Below are 16,420 nucleotides of genomic sequence, written 5' to 3' on the forward strand. Positions count from 1 at the left end.
AGCGCGACCAGCAGCAGCGGCGCCCCCTTCAGGTCGCCGATCAGGCGCTGGTAGTTGGCAAACGAGAATTCAGACAGGCGCTGCCAGGTCGCGGCCAGCCCCTCGGCGATCGGATCGAAGATCGGCACATAGGGCGGCATGGCGATCGCGGTCTGCGACAGCGAGATCTTGAAGACGATCGCGAAGGGCGCCAGGAAGAAGATCGCCAGCCAGACATAGGGCACGGCGACCACGGCAATGCGACCGAGCGCGGGACGGGAACGGGACATCGGGCGAGCCTCCCTCAGCGCGTCAGCACGACGCCGGAATCCCGGCCCCAGGTCAGCCAGACCCGGTCGTCCCAGGAGATCGGCCGGTCGATCAGGCGATGGCGGTTGGCGACGGTCGCCCGGATGGTCCGTCCGCCGTCGAGACGGACATGGAACACCGACACGTCGCCGAGATAGCCGATGTCGAAGACCGTGCCGGAAAGGGCGTTGATGCCGGTCTCGGCCGGCACGTCGGGCGAGATGGCGATCTTCTCCGGACGGATCGCGAAATAGACCGTGTCGCCGGCATTGACCGGGGTGTCCGAGTTGACCTCGACGCGGGTGCCGGCGGCCTCGGAGACGATCGTAACGAGCGGCGCGGCGCTTTCCACGCGGCCCTCGATAATGTTCACGTCGCCGATGAAGTCGGCCACGTAGCGCGAGATCGGCTGCTCGTAGATCTCCGATGGGGTCGCGACCTGGATCAGCTTGCCGTGGTCCATCACGGCGATCCGGTCGGCGACCGTCATGGCCTCCTCCTGGTCGTGGGTCACGATCAGGAAGGTCATGCCGAGCGTCATCTGGAGGTCCATCAGCTCGAACTGGGTCTCCTCGCGCAGCTTGCGATCGAGCGCGCCGAGCGGCTCGTCGAGCAGCAGCACCTTCGGCTTCTTGGCGAGCGAACGGGCAAGCGCGACGCGCTGGCGCTGGCCGCCGGACAATTGGTGTGGCTTGCGCTTGGCGAAGGATTCCAGCTTGACCAGCTTCAGCATCTCTTCGACCCGGGCGGCGATCTCGCCCTTGGGCATCCGGTCCATCTCCAGGCCGAAGGCGATGTTCTTCTCGACCGACATGTGCGGGAAGAGCGCGTAGCTCTGGAACATCATGTTGACCGGCCGGCTGTAGGGCGGCAGGCCTTTGACCGACTGTCCGGCCAGCAGCACGTCGCCGGTGGTCGGATCGTCAAAGCCGGCGACCATCCGCATCAAGGTGGTCTTGCCGCAGCCGGACGGCCCGAGCAGCGCGAAGAACTCGCGCTCGTAGATGCCCAGGCTCACGTCATTAACGGCCGTGAAGTCACCGAACCGCTTGATCACATTGCGGAACTCGATCAGCGGCTTGGCCGTCGGATCGGTCCAGGGCTGGAACTTGCGTCGGACGGGACCGAGCGTCTTGGTCGACATGAGGGACACCCGAATGGAAGGAAGGGCCAGAAACGAAAAGGCCCGGCAGGTCGACTGCCGGGCCTTCGGGGATCACTTGCGCTTCATGTCGCGCCAAGTATCGGTCAAGACGCGCTGCGTCTTCGGGTCGTAGGACTGGATCTGATAGAGCTTCGCCATCACGTCATCCGGCGGGTAGATGTTCTTGTCGTTGAACACGGCCGGGTCGATCAGCTTCTGCGACGCCAGGTTGCCGTTCGGATATTTGATGAAGTTCGACGCCTTGGCGATCACCTCGGGCTTCATCATGTAATTGATGAAGGCATGGGCCTCGTCGATATTCTTGGCGTCCTTCGGCAGCGAGAAGTTGTCGAACCACATCGCGGCGCCTCCCTTGGGGATGGAGTAGCCGATCTCGACCTTCTTCTTCTCGTCCTTGATCTTCGCGTTCTTCTCCTCGGCGCGGTCGCCGGCCTGCTTGATGTCACCGGACCAGCCGACCACCAGGCAGACATCGCCGTTGGCGAGCGCGTTGATATATTCGGAGGAATGGAACTTGCGCACGAAGGGACGAATCTTCTTGAAGTGCTCAGCGGCCTTCTTGAAGTCATCCGGATTGCGCGTGTTCGGATCGAGGCCGAGATAGTTGAGCACGGCCGGGACGATCTCGTCCGAGGCATCGAGCATCATGATGCCGCAGTCCTTGAACTTGGCGGCATTGGCCGGATCGAGCACCAGCGACCAGCTGTCGAGCGGGGCGTCGGGCATCCGCTCCTTGATCTTCTTGACGTTGTAGCCGATGCCGGTGGTGCCCCACATGTAGTTCACGGCATAGTCGTTGCCGGGATCATACTTGGCGAGGCGCTCGGAGACGACCGGCCACATGTTGTTCAGGTTGGGCAGCTTCGACTTGTCGAGCTTCTGGAACACGCCCGCCTGGATCTGCCGGCCGAGGAAGTGCGCCGACGGCACCACCACGTCGTAGCCGGTCTTGCCGGCAAGGAGCTTGGTTTCCAGGATGTCGTTGGAGTCGAAAACGTCGTATTTGACCTTGATCCCGGTCTCCTTGGTGAAATCCTCCAGGATGGTCGGGTCGATATAGTCGGACCAGTTGTAGATGTTGACCTGCTTGGTCTGTGCCTGGGCGCCGCCGGACAGCACGGCAGCGATGGCAAAGCCGACCAGGCCGAGCAGCCTAGGATGGTATTTCATGTTCCAACCTCGCGATTTGACCATCATTCCGGGACTTCCGACGACCAGCCTATCGCGTCCGAACAGCGGTACAAGAGTGCCGCTGCGGCACGATCAGAGATAGGTCAGACGTTCGAGCGGGGTGATTTCGCGCGCGAAGGCCTCCGCCTCGGCGCGCTTCAGATGGGCGATCAGGCTGCGGTATTCGACGCCGAGCATCCGGCGCACGAAATCGGAGCGTTCGAACAGCGTGATGGCCTCGGCCATGCTGGCCGGCAGGGCCGGCACCGGCTCCTCATAGGCGTTGCGGACGACCGGCGGCGGTGGCGTCAATTCGCGCTCGATCCCTTCCAGCATGCCGGCCAGGACCGCGGCCGTGACCAGATACGGGTTGGCATCCGCCCCGGCGATGCGGTGTTCCAGCCGCCGCGCCGCATCGGAACTGGCCGGCACGCGCACGCCGACCGACCGGTTGTTGTGGCCCCAGGAGGCCGTCGTCGGCGCGTAGGAGCCGGGCTGCAGGCGCCGGAAGCCGTTCCAGGACGAGACGAACAGCAGCGTCGAAGCCTGCATGGTCTCGAGCAGGCCGGCGATCGCCTGGCCGAGCCGCCGCTCGCCGATCATCGGGTCGGAGAAGACATTGTGGCCGAAGCGGTCGAGCAGGCTGACATGCAGATGCAGGCCGCTGCCGGCGACATCCATGAACGGCTTCGGCATGAAGGTCGCCTTCAGGCCGTGGCGGCGCGCGACCTCGCAGACCAGCCGCTTCAGCATCACCGCGTCGTCGGCCGCCGCGACCGCATCGGCCCGGTGCTTCAGATTGACTTCGAACTGACCGGGTGCGGCCTCCGACACCATGGTGTCGATCGGCAGGCCCTGCGCCTTGCCGTAGGCCCAGATGTCCGAGAAGAAGGACGAGAAGTCGGACAGGTCCGACATGGCATACATGTTCTGCGGCGTCGGGCCCGCGGTCGCCCGGTAGACCGGCGCCGGCATGCCGTCGGCCATCGGCGGCGCCTTCGGGTCGAGCAGGTAGAATTCCAGTTCCACCGCGCAGCACGGCGTGTAGCCGGCCGCCTTCATGCGCTCGACGACGCGCACCAGCGCGTGACGCGGATCGCCCAGAAACGCCTCGCCGGTGTCGGCATGCATGGTCAGGAGCACCTGCGCGGTCGGCCGCGCCGCCCAGGGCACCGGGCGCAGGCTGCCCGGGACCGCCCGGCAATAGCCGTCCCGGTCGCCGGTGGTGACATGCAGCCCGGTCTCCATGACCTCGCGGCCCCAGACGTCCAGCCCGTACATGGAAAAGGGAAAATTGATGCCGTCCGCGAAGGCCTTGGCTATGGTCGCCGCCGGCGCCCACTTGCCGCGCAGCACGCCGTTCGATTCCGTGACCAGGAACTCGACCGCCTCCGTCTCCGGATGGGCTTCGAGGAAGCGCTCGACCTCGCCGGATTCGATGGCGTCGAGGGCATCGCCCGCCGCCGGCCCGATCTCGATACGCCCCATTACCCCCCCGTCACCCCACGGCCCGTCCCACTGCAGGCCCGACGGAACGATTCGGCCCGAAGGCGCTCCGATCGGGCGGCAGCGGCGGCGTTGCATCCGGGCGAAAATGTGATCACAGTGGGTCGACCCTGTCAACGCGCGATCCCGGTCGAAAATGCCGTCGCGAAGCCGAACCGCCGCCCCCCTCGAAATCGAGCGTCCCGGTCGCGCCCGGCCGGTGCGGACGGCTGCGGCGGGCAGCGCGCAGGACGGTGCCCCGCCGCCCGCGCCGATCCACGACCAGGTCTATGACGCCCTGAAGACGGCGATCGTGACCGGCCGGATCGTGCCCGGCCGCGCCGTGACCTTGCGCGGGCTGGCGGCGACGCTCGGGGTCTCGCCGATGCCGGTGCGCGAGGCGATCCGGCGCATCTCGGCCGAGGGCGGCCTGGTCATCCACCCCAACCGCCGCGTCTCGGTCCCCGACATGACGCGTGCCCGCTTCGACGAGGTCGTCGCCGCCCGCTCCCTGCTCGAACCCGAGGCCGCCGCGCGCGCCCTGCCGCATATCGATGCCGCCCGGCTGGCGCGTATCCGCGCGGCCGACGACGACATCGAGCGCGCGCTGGAGACCGGCGACGTGGAGGACTACATGGCCTCCAACCACCGCTTCCATTTCGAGATCTACGGCGCCGCCCGCTCCGAGGTGCTGGTGCCGCTGATCGAAAGCGTCTGGCTGCGTTTCGGTCCCTTCATGCGGCTCGTCTATGGTCGCTTCGGCACCGCCATCCTGATCGACCAGCACGAACGCGCCATAGAGGCGATCGCGGCGCGCGACGAGGCCGGTCTCAGGGCGGCGATCCGTGCCGACATCCTCGACGGCATGAACGAGATCGGCGCCGCAAGCCTGGTCGATTGAAGCCGGTTCGGGCTCGATCGCCATCGTGGTTGACGGACGGGACGGTGCCTGCAAAAATGTGATCACATTTTCGGACGGACCCATGGCGAAGAAGAAGAAATCGGTCAAGGCGCACGAGGCGGTGCGCGGCGTCGGCTCCGCGTCGGAGGCGGCTGCCTGGCTCGAGGCGCGCGGTCTCGACGACATCGAATGCGTCGTGCCGGACATGTCCGGCGTGGCGCGCGGCAAGATGATGCCGGTGCAGAAGTTCGTCGACGGGCCGACCATGGCCATCCCCGGTTCGATCTTCCTGCAGACCATCACGGGCGACTATCCGGACGACGACGAGACCTTCACGGTCGATCCGGCCGACAGCGACATCATCCTGACGCCGGACTATTCGACCCTCTCGGTCGTGCCCTGGGCCTCCGACCCGACCGCGCAGGTGATCCACGACGCCTTCCATCGCGACGGCCGCCCGGTCGAGATCGCGCCGCGCCAGCTGTTGCGCCGGGTCGTCGAGCTCTACGAGCACAAGGGCTGGAAGCCGATCGTGGCGCCGGAGATCGAGTTCTATCTCGTCGAACGCAACCAGGATCCGGACTATCCGCTGAAGCCGCCGACCGGCCGCTCGGGCCGCTCGGAGACCGGCCGGCAATCCTATTCGATCGCGGCGGTCAACGAATTCGACGACCTGTTCGACGACATCTACGACTATTCGGAAGCGCAGGGACTGGAGATCGACACCCTCATCCACGAGGAGGGGGCCGCCCAGATGGAGATCAACCTCCTGCACGGCGACCCGATCGCGCTCGCCGACCAGGTCTTCCTGTTCAAGCGCACGATCCGCGAGGCGGCGCTGCGCCACAACATGTATGCCACCTTCATGGCCAAGCCGATCGCCAACGAACCCGGCTCGGCCATGCATATCCACCAGTCGGTGGTGGACCTCGAGGACGGCAGCAACATCTTCTCCAATCCTGACGGCCAGCCGACCCGGGAGTTCTTCTCCTTCATCGCCGGCCAGCAGCGCTACCTGCCGCATGTCATGTGCATGCTGGCGCCCTACGTGAATTCCTACCGGCGGCTGATGCGCAAGTCGTCCGCGCCGGTCAACGTCCACTGGGGCTACGACAACCGTACCGTCGGCCTGCGCGTGCCGAACTCCTCGCCGATCGCCCGCCGGGTCGAGAACCGGGTGCCGTCGTCGGACGCCAACCCCTATCTGGCCATGGCGGCCTCGCTCGCCTGCGGCTATCTCGGCCTGATCGACGGCCTGTCGCCGGAGGAACCGATCGAGGGCTCGGCCTATGCGCTCGATTTCGGCCTGCCGCGCGGGCTGCTCGAGGCGGTCGCGCTGTTCGAGGAATGCGAGGAGCTGACCGACATCTTCGGCAAGGCCTTCGTCGCCACCTACCGGGCGATCAAGCAGGCCGAGTTCGAGACCTTCATGCGCGTGATCAGCCCCTGGGAGCGCGAATACCTGCTCCTGAACGTGTGATGCCGGACGCGGGGGGAAGCGCCGCCGCGCCAGCCGGGTCATCCCGGTCCTGCGCCGCCGGCCCGCCCCCGCTCCAGCTGTCGTGATCCGCCCCGCCGCCCTTCCGCCGAGACCGGCCCGAGGATGCCATGCTCCAGTCGAACCTCTATCCGACCGCGGACCTGCGCGCCGCCGACGCCCGCCACTACCTGCACCCGTTCACCGACCACAAGGCCCTGGCCGAGGAGGGGGCGCGAGTCATCGTCAAGGGTGACGGCGTCTGGCTGTGGGATTCCGAAGGCAACCGGCTGCTCGACGGCATGGCCGGGCTGTGGTGCACCAATGTCGGCCACGGCCGCCAGGAGATCGCCGACGCGGTCCATGCCCAGATGGGCGAGCTCGCCTTCTACAATTCCTTCTTCAAGACCACCAACGCGCCGGCGGTCCGCCTCGCCGAACGCCTCGCCGCGATCGCGCCGGCCCATATCAACAAGGTCTTCTTCACCTCGTCGGGTTCCGAGGCCAACGACACTGTGCTGCGCATGGTGCGCCACTATTGGGCGCTGAAGGGCCAGCCGAACCGGCAGATCGTGATCGCCCGGCACAATGCCTATCACGGCTCGACCATGGCCGGCGCCTCGCTCGGCGGCATGAAGCCGATGCATGCCCAGGGCGGCCTGCCGATCCCCGGCATCGTCCATATCCGCCAGCCCTACTGGTTCGGCGAGGGCCACGGCATGGCGCCCGACGCCTTCGGGCTGCAGGCGGCGGCCGATCTCGAACGGATGATCCGCACGCTCGGCCCCGAGAATGTTGCCGCCTTCATCGGCGAGCCGATCCAGGGTGCCGGCGGCGTGATCATCCCGCCGGCCAGCTACTGGCCGGAAATCCAGCGCATCTGCCGGAAATACGACATCCTGCTGGTCGCCGACGAGGTCATCTGCGGCTTCGGCCGCACCGGCCGCTGGTTCGGCTCGGACTATTTCGGCATCGAGCCGGACCTGATGACCATCGCCAAGGGCGTCACCTCCGGCTACCTGCCGCTCGGCGGCGTCATGGTCTCCGACAAGGTCGCCGACGTGCTCGTCAATCTCGGCGAGGAATTCTACCACGGCTATACCTATTCGGGTCACCCGACCTGCGCGGCCGCGGCTCTGGCCAATCTCGACATCATCCAGCGCGAGGGCCTGGTCGAGCGCGTCGCCAACGATATCGGCCCCTATCTGCAGGCCCGCTGGGCGGCGCTCGCCGACCATCCGATCGTCGGCGAGACGCGCATGGTCGGGCTGATCGGCGCGCTGGAACTGGTGCCCGACCCCAAGAACATCTCCAACCGCTTCACGCCGACCGGCGCGGTCGGCTCGATCGCGCGCGATTTCGCGTTCCAGAACGGCCTGGTCATGCGTGCCGTGCGCGACAGCCTGATCATCGCGCCGCCGCTGACGCTGACCCATGCGGAGGCCGACGACCTGGTCCGCCTCGCCCGCCAGACCCTCGACCTCACCTACGAGGAGCTGAAGCGGCGCGGCGTGTTCGGATGATGCCGGCGCGGACCGGGAGCCTCGGATGACCGCGCACCCGCAAGCGTCGCGCGCGTCGCCGCATGCCCCGTCGCTCTATGCCGCCACCGCTCGCGATCCCCGCGACCGCCCGGCGCTCGACGGCGACCGCAATGCCGATGTCTGCATCATCGGCGGCGGCTATACCGGCCTCTCCGCCGCGCTGCATCTGGCCGAGGCCGGACGCCGGGTCGTGCTCCTGGAGGCCAACCGGATCGGCTGGGGCGCGTCGGGGCGCAATGGCGGCCAGCTCCATTCCGGCCAGCGCCAGGATGTCGATACGCTCGAAGCCTGGTTCGGCCGCGACCGGGCCCGCGCCCTGTTCGACCTCGGCGAAGCCGCCAAGGCGACGGTGAAAGACCTGATCGCGCGCCACGCCATCGCCTGCGACTGGCGCGACGGCCTGATCCATGCCGCCCACAAGCGCCGCTATGTCGAGCCGATGTGGCGCCAGGCCGACAGGCTCCGCCGCGACTACGGCCTCGACGGCGTCACAGAACTCGATGCGGCGGCGCTGGCGGCGGCGATCGGGACCGGGGTCTATTTCGGCGGCACCCGCGACGCGACCGCCGGCCATCTGCAGCCGCTCGACTTCGCGCTCGGCCTCGCCCGCGCCGCCGAGACCGCCGGCGCCACCCTGCACGAGGCGACGCCGGCGCTGCGGATCGAACCGGGCGCGCGCCCGCGCATCGTGACGCCGACCGGCACCGTGACGGCCGACGTCGTGCTGGTCGCCTGCAACGGCTATCTCGCCGGGCTGGAGGCGGAGACCGACGCCCATGTCATGCCGATCCACAACTATGTGCTGGCGACCGAGCCGCTCGGCGCGCGCGCGGATCGCCTGATCCCGGGCCGCGAGGCGGTCTCCGACAGCCGCTTCGTCGTGCACTACTGGCGGCTCGATGCGGCCGGCAGGATGGTGTTCGGCGGCGGCGAGACCTACCGGCGCGACTTCCCCCAGGATCTGAAGACATTCGTGCGTTCGCATATGTTGAAGGTCTATCCCCAACTGGCTGATGCGGCGATCGATTTCGCCTGGGGCGGGACGCTCGCGGTGACCATGTCGCGGCTGCCCTTCATCCGACGCCTGAAGCCAGGCCTCTATACGGCCGCCGGCTATTCCGGCCAGGGCGTCAGCCTCGCCACCTTCGCCGGCCGCCTGATCGCCGAGGCGATCGCCGGCGACACCGCCCGCTTCGACGTGTTGGCCGCCCTCCCCGCCCGCCGCTTCCCCGGCGGCCGCCTCCTGCGCCACCCGTCCCTGGTCCTGGCCATGACCTGGTACGCCCTGCGGGACCGGCTTTAGCCGCTATCAATAGCTGCACGTCGCGACGCGGCACCAAGGAGCGGAAGTTCGGGCAGAACTCCGACTACAGCATTGCCGAAGTTCTCGACGTGAACGCCATGCTGGAGACGACCTATGGCACACTGCGTGGCCCCGGGAGACTTGTACACATCGCGGACCAAACAGGCGCGACGATCAAGGGCGCCGTGGGGACGAATTTGAAGCGCGGCTCTTCGTTCATGCCCGATCAGGACCGAGCCTTTCTTAGCCTCCGCACGAACTTCTGCCACTACACGGACAACCATTCGCTAGGTGAGTATGTGCGAGACTACACGATCCACACGAACGGCATTGAAAGCGTGTGCTCGCTCCTGAAGCGCCAGATCATCGGCATTCATAATTGGGTTTCGGCGAAGCATCTGCAGCGACATCTGGACGAGATGACGTGGCGCTTCAATCGCCGTGTCATGAAGGTGACGGGCCTCATGAACGACCGATTCGCGTGTGTCGAAGGCCATCTGCGCCATAAGGATCGATCGCATGGCCGGCGACCGGAACACCGGACCGCCGTTCGGGGTAGATATAGATTTCGGCGAAGCCCTCAACGATTCGCCCGCGTAAGGCCGAAAGAAGTTGCCAAAAATATCGAATTCTAAAAGCAAAAAGGCCGCCGCGGGATGTACTCCCGCGACGGTCGACACTTAATGAGAGTGACGAAGTCCCGCCGGGACACAAATGCAAGCCCGGCGGAACTGAAAGCGTCTAGCTGTTACTATCGCAACAGCGCCAATAGCCCGTGACCATATGCACGAGTCCGAACTTGGACACGCGCATGTGTTCACGGACCCAATGACAAGCACGATGTGCCGACATTGGTAGGCCTCCTTTTGGAGACCCCGTGTTGATCGGATGGCACGGCGATGCTATATGCGTAGAAAGGCATTGCTACTCGCCGTGCCTATCCGCCGGCCGGCGTCGGGAGTTCAAACCCGCCGGAAGGTATCCCATCAAACGGCTCGATCTTGGGGCGGCTACCCCTCGATTCGGGCCGTTTGCATATGGGCTTTTGAACTCATAAACCGCCCGCACGAAATGATCAATAGGTCGTGGCGTGGCGACGCTACCAATATGTGACAACAAGTGGTATCGTCCCTCATCCTTGATGGGAGGGACCTATGGGCCAGAATTTCATGGCAGCGTTGGCGGCGGAAATCGCCGAACTTGAAGGCGAACTCGATCGTGACATCCGCTTCGTGCGGCTCCGCGAATTACGCAAAATAATGGCGCTCTATGTGGGTGCTAAGGCCAGCGAGCCCGCCACGATTGTCGAGGCGCCCGCGCAGTCGCACCGTCAAACTGTCCAAATGAGACGGGTGCAGTCACCGGAGCGTGCGCGCGCATTGGCTTTAGCAAAGGAGTTTGTGGGGCGGAGCTTGGCGCCCGTACCGACACGCGAAATCTTGGAGTTTGTCCTGTCACAAGGTGTCGTGATTGCCGGCAACCCGCCACTGAACAATTTGAGCGCCATGCTTTCAAGTTCAGATGAGTTCAAGGCCGAAGGCCGATCTGGGTGGCGCGTCCGAAACAAACTTGCCGAACCGCCGGACGAACCGAGCCCTGATGATCAACGAGACGCACAGATTTACCGAGACGCTGAAGACGGCAACGACGAAGCACCGTCGCCGCCTGCGGGCGGGGGCGCAGCGGAGCGAGGCGGCGTATTCTCATGACTGCCGAGGCGGCAGGTGTGGCGTGGCATGGCGTGACTTATAGAGGCGTGGCGCTGCCTTCTCGTTCGGAATGCGGAAAACCCGGCCACTGTACCGTGCTTCTTGTTACTAACAGGCCGCCATCGTGAACGTGCGTGTCAGGTCGGACGACGTGAAGGTCAAGGAGCTATTGGTCGCAGCTTATGCGGCGAAGCAGCATGGACAACGCGAGGATTAATATAGGATTCCTGCGCGCGCAGATCGCTCGGCTCGCAGGTGATGTCGCTTTCATTCAGAATGTTTTTCTAAGGCTTAAGCCACGGCTTCAGCTCTTCGCGTGAATAAGCGTCTTTCTCTATCGTGTCCATCAACGAACGGATGGCGCCTAAATCGATCTCGTGTCCTGCGATTGCCTTTCGGGCTGCGCCGATCATGTCCAACGCTTCGGCAGCCGTCCAACGCTTACCAAACTCGACTTTGATCGGTTCAGGGATAGCGCGCTCACCATCGAACGGTTCAATACGTTGCCGAAGTCGCATGATGTCACGGCGCAGGCGCTCCGTTTCGAACAGCAACTTTTCGGCCGCATCTGCCAGCCTCTCGACTGCCTGTGCAACTGTTCCCATGGTCTCCTCCCTACCGAGGGCCTAGGCTAACACAATCTCAAGTTGAGTCGCACTGATATATAGGTCCAGAATCTAACATTTGCATCCCGCAAATGTCAGATTAAATGGACAATGTATTCAAAGAGTAGTTGGTTCAAATTCACGAGGCGGATGGATACCGTCCGCCTTGATCAAACCACAAGCGATGTGTTGTCTGCGTTGGATATCGATATCCTGCGCTGACAGTTTGCTGTTGCGTGCCCATTCCGAACGATCAACAATGCTGCCGCACTGCGGCAAGAGGCAAGCCATGGTTGGAATCAGAGAGGCGAAAGCCGCGCTCCGGCAGCACGAAGCCCGGCTGATGGCAGTGTCCGGTGTGAGCGGCGTCGGCATTCAGGACGCTGCAGGCGGCGCCGGACAGGTGCTGGCGGTCTATGTCGCGCGCAATGCTGACAGGGACGCCATACCGGCTCAACTGGAGACGACGGTGGCCGGACGCTCCGTCGTGGTGCCGGTCCGCCAGTTCGAAGTCGGCGTCGTGAAGGCGCAGGCGGTGGCGGGCAGCGCGGACCTCATGCAGATGCAGGATTTCAAATAGCCGGACCGTTTGGCCACCGTTCCGCCCGTGACCGATGCGACCGGCCGATCTGGCCGGTCTTTCATTTTCGGGAGGTCGGATCGGTCCGAGACTGGCGTACGGCGCGGCATGGTGTCCGCGGGGGCCGCCCTGGCACGGGCTCCCTCAGTCTGCCCCCTCCTCACCCAAAGCATTAACTGTCGCCGGAATGCGCGGAGCTCTCCGTGGGAGCGCCGTGGTTCGGCCGCGAACGGGACAGAATCCGCGCCGACTTTCGAGGGTGCGGGCTGGCGGCGGCCCTTCCGGCGGCGGGGGAACCGGCCGCGGGGCGGCGCCGATTGGGGGCAAGGCGCGCAGGGTCTCGATACCGAGCGCGCCGGCTTCAACAATCGAGGGAGTGTGTCATGTTGAGGAGTGTACTGGCCTTGACCGCCGGGCTTGCGCTGACGAGCGCCGCCTCTGCGGCAGATACCTATTATGGCGAACCCGACGGCGGCGACTATACCGAGCAGACTTGGCGTTCCCCGGTGCCGCCGCGCGGCATCGGGCCGGATTTCGAAGCCCAGGTCGTCGTCCGGCGGCCTCCGCCGCCGCCGCGGCTCTACGATCCCGGCCGGGGCGGCGTGGTCGTCCACGAGCGCACCGTGACCGAGCGCACCATCGTGCCGGCCCGCCCGGACGGCTGGCGCGAGCGGGCCGACTGGCGCGACGACGAGGACGACGGCCTGCAGCGCCGCCGTCCGACCTGGACCGGCTCACCCGTCGGCTACGATCCGTCCCCGGTCATGCTCGACCGGCCGGTCATGGTCGGCACGGTCCTGCCGCATACGGTCATGCTGACGCCGGTGCCGCCGCGCTACGGCTATGCCGGCTACAGCTGGGTCGCCGACCCGCACGGCCGCCGGCTCCTGGTCGAGCCGCACAGCCGGCGCGTGGTCCGCATCGTCGATCGCTGGTGATCCGACCGGCGCCACGGACATGAAGGGGGCGCGGGGCTTCGGCTCCGCGCCATCTTCGTCCGACCGGCCCGCTGCCGCCAGCGGAGCCGGGCCGCGGCGCGGCCGTCAGATGCAGCGCCCGCCGTCGACCTCGAGCGCGACGCCGGTCACGAAATCGGCCTCGTCGCTGGCCAGGAACAGGGCCGCATTGGCGATGTCGCGCGGGGTCGACAGGCGGCCGAGCGGGATCGAGGCGACGAATTTCGCGCGCATCTCGGGCGTGTCGGTGCCCATGAAATCGGCCAGCATGGCGGTCTCGCCGGCGACCGGGCAGAGGCAGTTGACACGGATCTTCATCGGCGCCAGCTCGACCGCCATCGACTTGGTCGCGGTGATCACGGCGCCCTTGGAGGCGTTGTACCAGGTCAGGCCGGGCCGCGGGCGCAGGCCGGCCGTCGAGGCGGTGTTGATGATCACGCCGCCGCCGCGCTTCTGCATGACCGGGACGGCGGCGCGGGCCGAAAGGAAGACCGACTTCACGTTGACGGCGAAGATGCGGTCGAACATCTCCTCGGTCACGTCGAGCATCGGGCCGTTGCGATGGGTGGCGCCGGCATTGTTGACGACAATGTCGAGACCGCCGAGCCGCTCGGCGGCGGCCACCATCGCCTCCACGTCGGCGCGGCGCGCGACATCGCAGGCGACCGCCACGGCGCCCGCGCCGATCGCCGCCGCGACCGCCTTGGCGCCATCCTCGTTGATGTCGGCGACCACCACCCGGGCGCCCTCCGCGGCGAAGCGTTCGGCGATGCCGCGGCCGAAGCCGGAGGCCGCACCGGTCACGATCGCAATCTTGTCCTTGAGCCGCATGGTTCCTTCCCCCTTGATCCGCGCCCTCGTGGAGCGCCTGCGTCGCTGTGCCGGCCGCCCGACCCCGGCCGCCCCTCCTCTAGCATGTCCACCGGCAACCGGGAGAGGGACCGTCGCCGCGGTCTGCGGCCGCCGAGCGCAGGACAACCTCACAGCAACGGAAAATTGACGGCGCATCGGCGATGGTGACCGGGCCGCCTGCGGCGGAACCGCCCGGACAGTGCCGCGTTGGGGTCCGGAGCGCGTCATCGCGCAGTCACCGTGTCGCCCTTATCCGCCTTCACCTTCCTGGCGGTTGCCTCGCTACCGAGGCCTTCCTGCCAGTGACCGGGATCCGTCATGCGTCGCGCACAAAACCTGCTGCTTGCCTCGACTCTTCTCGCCGGTTCCCTCGCGGCGGCGACCGCCATGGCGCAGGAGGCGTCCGGGCCGAGCACGTCCGGCGGCAGCCTGCCCTATATCTCCGGCAAGGGCACGCCGCGCGGCGAAGGCCCGCGTCCGGATCCGAAACGCCAGGAAACCAGCGGCGGCCAGACGGTCGGGACGCCGTCGGGAGCCGCGGGCGCCAGCGCGGCGCCATCCGGCGACGGCTCCAATGTCCGCGTCATCGACCTCTCCAAGGGCGGCGACCAGAGCCCGGCCTCGGGCAAGCCGGCCGTCTCGGCGACCGAACCGAAATCGACGACGGAGCCGAAGCCTGAGACGGCCGGTGTCGGAACCCGGCCTGCGACCGACCGCGTGCCGGGTCCCGCCCGGGCCGAGGATGCCAAGGCCGACGAGATCGTGCCCGCCAAGCCGCCGCGCTCCGACGCCGAAACGGCGGCCACCACCACGACGCCGGAACCGGTCCGCCGGCCCGACGATGCCAAGCCGGTCGAACGCAAGGCGGCGGGCAAGCCGGCGCCGCGCAAGACGACCGAGGCCACCCGCCGCGATCCCAACGCCGGCGGCCGGCGCACGGCCGTGGCGCCGCCTCCCGGGGGCCGGGGGGGGGGCCCCCCCCCCCCGCCCCCCCACGGCGGCGGCCCGCCGCACGGCAGTCGCGCCGCATCCGGAGGACCGGGCGGGCGACGCCGGCGGGCGTCGCGTCGATCCCTACGGCTATCCGATCGATCCGCGCGCGGGTACCGGCACCTACGGCCCGGCACCGCGCATGGCCGAGCGCCGGCCAGCGCCCGGATCGCCGGTCTATGACGACGATGACGAGGATACCGTCACGACCTACCGCTACCGGCGGTCCTACTACCCCTACGGCTACGGCAGCCCCTATTATTACGGCCCGCCCGGCTATGTGCCGCCCGGGGCGATCCCGCCCGACCGGCCGCCGCCGCGGGTCTATGCCCGCCCGGCGCAGCCGAACAACGGCGACAATTGCCACTTCCACGCCTATCCGGGCGAAGGGCCGTACCACCGGGAAATCCGGTGCCACTGGCACGCCAACCCGTATCATCCGAGCATCCGCTACATTCGCTGACGGGACATGCCGGATCGCGGCGGCGGCGTCGGGGATCGGCTGCCGCGGCCTCTGTCGCGGTCACCGGCCGGCCGTCCCGACGCGGCCGGCGGCTCACTCGATATCGGCAAACAGCGCCGGACGGGCGAGCCGCAGCGACTGGACCAGCGCGAAGGTCTTCAGATCCTGAAGTTCGCCCCGGTCGGCGCGTTCGGCAAGTTCGGCCAGCGGGATGACGACGACCTCGATGTCCTCGTGCTCCTCGGCCGCGCCACCGCCGGCGCCGGTGCGGGCCTGGTGGATATCGATCTCGGCCAGGAACAGATGCAGTTTCTCGGTTGAGATGCCCGGGGTCGAGTAGGTCGCCGCCACCGGAAGCATGTCGAACACCGACAGGCCGGCCTCCTCCTCGGCCTCGCGCCGGGCGGTCGCTTCGGGCCCCTCCCCCTCGACATCGAGCAGGCCGGCGATCGCCTCCAGCGGATAGGCGTCGTCCTCGCCCGCCACCGCGATCGGCACGCGCAGCTGGCGCACCATCACGGCGACGCGACGGACCGGATCGAACGGCAGGATCGCCGCCCCGGAGCCATGGGTCTCGATTTCCCGGCGAATCCGGCGCACTTCGCCCGACCGGAACGTCACTTCCAGGTCGGCAACCTCGAGCGTGGTGAAGCCGCTATAAACCGTGGATCGGCCGAGGATACGGAAGCGCTGGGACATGGGGAGACTCCGGCCAGTTCGAACTCCCTTCCTATCGCAAGCGGGTCCGTGGGCAAAACCGCAAGCGTCGCGACCGGCGCGGCGAAGCGGCAGCGTATCGAAAATGCCGCAAACGGCACTGGTGCGCCCACGCGAAGAGAAAGCGGCCGGCCATTTGCCGGGCCATCCCGCTTTCTGCCGCAAAGTCAGAGCGTTGGCGGCAACAGTTGACGTAAGGGAAATGCATCCCACGG

16 protein-coding genes are annotated in these 16,420 nt (G+C 66.9%); 10 read left to right on the forward strand and 6 right to left on the reverse strand.

The window, feature by feature from the left end:
- Positions 1–283: 283 nt before the first annotated feature.
- The 3 genes from KL771_RS03170 to KL771_RS03180 form a co-directional block, all read right to left on the reverse strand.
- A complete protein-coding gene (locus tag KL771_RS03170; protein ID WP_261967120.1) occupies positions 284–1,432 on the reverse strand; it encodes an ABC transporter ATP-binding protein in 1,149 nt (382 codons plus the stop codon).
- A 72-nt stretch (positions 1,433–1,504) separates the two neighbouring features.
- Positions 1,505–2,623: a polyamine ABC transporter substrate-binding protein gene (locus KL771_RS03175; RefSeq protein ID WP_261967121.1), complete on the reverse strand. Its 1,119-nt coding sequence runs from the start codon at positions 2,621–2,623 to the stop codon at positions 1,505–1,507.
- Positions 2,624–2,716: 93 nt separating this feature from the next.
- Complete coding sequence (locus KL771_RS03180) at positions 2,717–4,111, reverse strand: glutamine synthetase family protein (RefSeq protein WP_261967122.1); 1,395 nt, start codon at positions 4,109–4,111, stop codon at positions 2,717–2,719.
- Positions 4,112–4,265: 154 nt separating this feature from the next.
- On the opposite strand from KL771_RS03180, the gene KL771_RS03185 reads away from it, so the two are divergent.
- From KL771_RS03185 to KL771_RS03210, 6 genes are all read left to right on the forward strand, one after another.
- A complete protein-coding gene (locus KL771_RS03185) occupies positions 4,266–5,009 on the forward strand; it encodes a GntR family transcriptional regulator (RefSeq protein ID WP_261967123.1) in 744 nt (247 codons plus the stop codon).
- Positions 5,010–5,091: 82 nt separating this feature from the next.
- Positions 5,092–6,489 carry a glutamine synthetase family protein gene (locus KL771_RS03190; protein ID WP_261967124.1) on the forward strand — a complete coding sequence of 466 codons (1,398 nt, stop codon included), beginning with the start codon at positions 5,092–5,094 and terminating at the stop codon, positions 6,487–6,489.
- Positions 6,490–6,617: 128 nt separating this feature from the next.
- Complete coding sequence (locus KL771_RS03195; RefSeq protein WP_261967125.1) at positions 6,618–8,009, forward strand: aspartate aminotransferase family protein; 1,392 nt, start codon at positions 6,618–6,620, stop codon at positions 8,007–8,009.
- Positions 8,010–8,034: 25 nt separating this feature from the next.
- Positions 8,035–9,333 (forward strand): NAD(P)/FAD-dependent oxidoreductase, encoded by a 1,299-nt coding sequence (locus KL771_RS03200; RefSeq protein WP_261967126.1) that lies wholly within the window; start codon positions 8,035–8,037, stop codon positions 9,331–9,333.
- A 98-nt stretch (positions 9,334–9,431) separates the two neighbouring features.
- On the forward strand, positions 9,432–9,968 hold the full coding sequence (locus tag KL771_RS03205) for a transposase (protein WP_261967620.1): 537 nt from the start codon (positions 9,432–9,434) through the stop codon (positions 9,966–9,968).
- Positions 9,969–10,487: 519 nt separating this feature from the next.
- Positions 10,488–11,042, forward strand: coding sequence for a hypothetical protein (locus KL771_RS03210; RefSeq protein ID WP_261967127.1), 555 nt, complete (start codon positions 10,488–10,490; stop codon positions 11,040–11,042).
- A gap of 284 nt (positions 11,043–11,326) precedes the next feature.
- Here the strand turns inward: KL771_RS03210 and KL771_RS03215 are convergent, their stop codons facing one another.
- On the reverse strand, positions 11,327–11,647 hold the full coding sequence (locus KL771_RS03215; protein WP_261967128.1) for a hypothetical protein: 321 nt from the start codon (positions 11,645–11,647) through the stop codon (positions 11,327–11,329).
- A gap of 166 nt (positions 11,648–11,813) precedes the next feature.
- Between KL771_RS03215 and KL771_RS03220 the strand changes: the two genes are divergently transcribed.
- Together KL771_RS03220 and KL771_RS03225 are read left to right on the forward strand one after the other, a co-directional pair.
- Positions 11,814–12,227, forward strand: a complete 414-nt coding sequence (locus KL771_RS03220) for a hypothetical protein (protein ID WP_261967129.1) — start codon at positions 11,814–11,816, stop codon at positions 12,225–12,227.
- Positions 12,228–12,610: 383 nt separating this feature from the next.
- Positions 12,611–13,165, forward strand: a complete 555-nt coding sequence (locus KL771_RS03225; protein WP_261967130.1) for a DUF1236 domain-containing protein — start codon at positions 12,611–12,613, stop codon at positions 13,163–13,165.
- Positions 13,166–13,270: 105 nt separating this feature from the next.
- On the opposite strand, the gene KL771_RS03230 is transcribed toward KL771_RS03225, so the two are convergent.
- Positions 13,271–14,014, reverse strand: coding sequence for a glucose 1-dehydrogenase (locus KL771_RS03230; RefSeq protein ID WP_261967131.1), 744 nt, complete (start codon positions 14,012–14,014; stop codon positions 13,271–13,273).
- Positions 14,015–14,353: 339 nt separating this feature from the next.
- On the opposite strand from KL771_RS03230, the gene KL771_RS03235 reads away from it, so the two are divergent.
- A complete protein-coding gene (locus KL771_RS03235; RefSeq protein ID WP_261967132.1) occupies positions 14,354–15,208 on the forward strand; it encodes a hypothetical protein in 855 nt (284 codons plus the stop codon).
- Positions 15,168–15,488, forward strand: coding sequence for a hypothetical protein (locus KL771_RS28285; RefSeq protein ID WP_315901471.1), 321 nt, complete (start codon positions 15,168–15,170; stop codon positions 15,486–15,488). Before KL771_RS03235 ends, KL771_RS28285 begins: the two co-directional genes overlap by 41 nt.
- Before the next feature lie 93 nt (positions 15,489–15,581).
- Here KL771_RS28285 and KL771_RS03245 read toward each other — a convergent pair whose 3' ends face one another.
- Entirely contained in the window at positions 15,582–16,187 is a 606-nt protein-coding gene (locus tag KL771_RS03245) for an NUDIX domain-containing protein (protein WP_261967133.1), read from the reverse strand.
- Positions 16,188–16,420 lie beyond the last annotated feature (233 nt).

Source organism: Prosthecodimorpha staleyi (genome assembly GCF_018729455.1).
Lineage (GTDB): Bacteria > Pseudomonadota > Alphaproteobacteria > Rhizobiales > Ancalomicrobiaceae > Prosthecodimorpha > Prosthecodimorpha staleyi.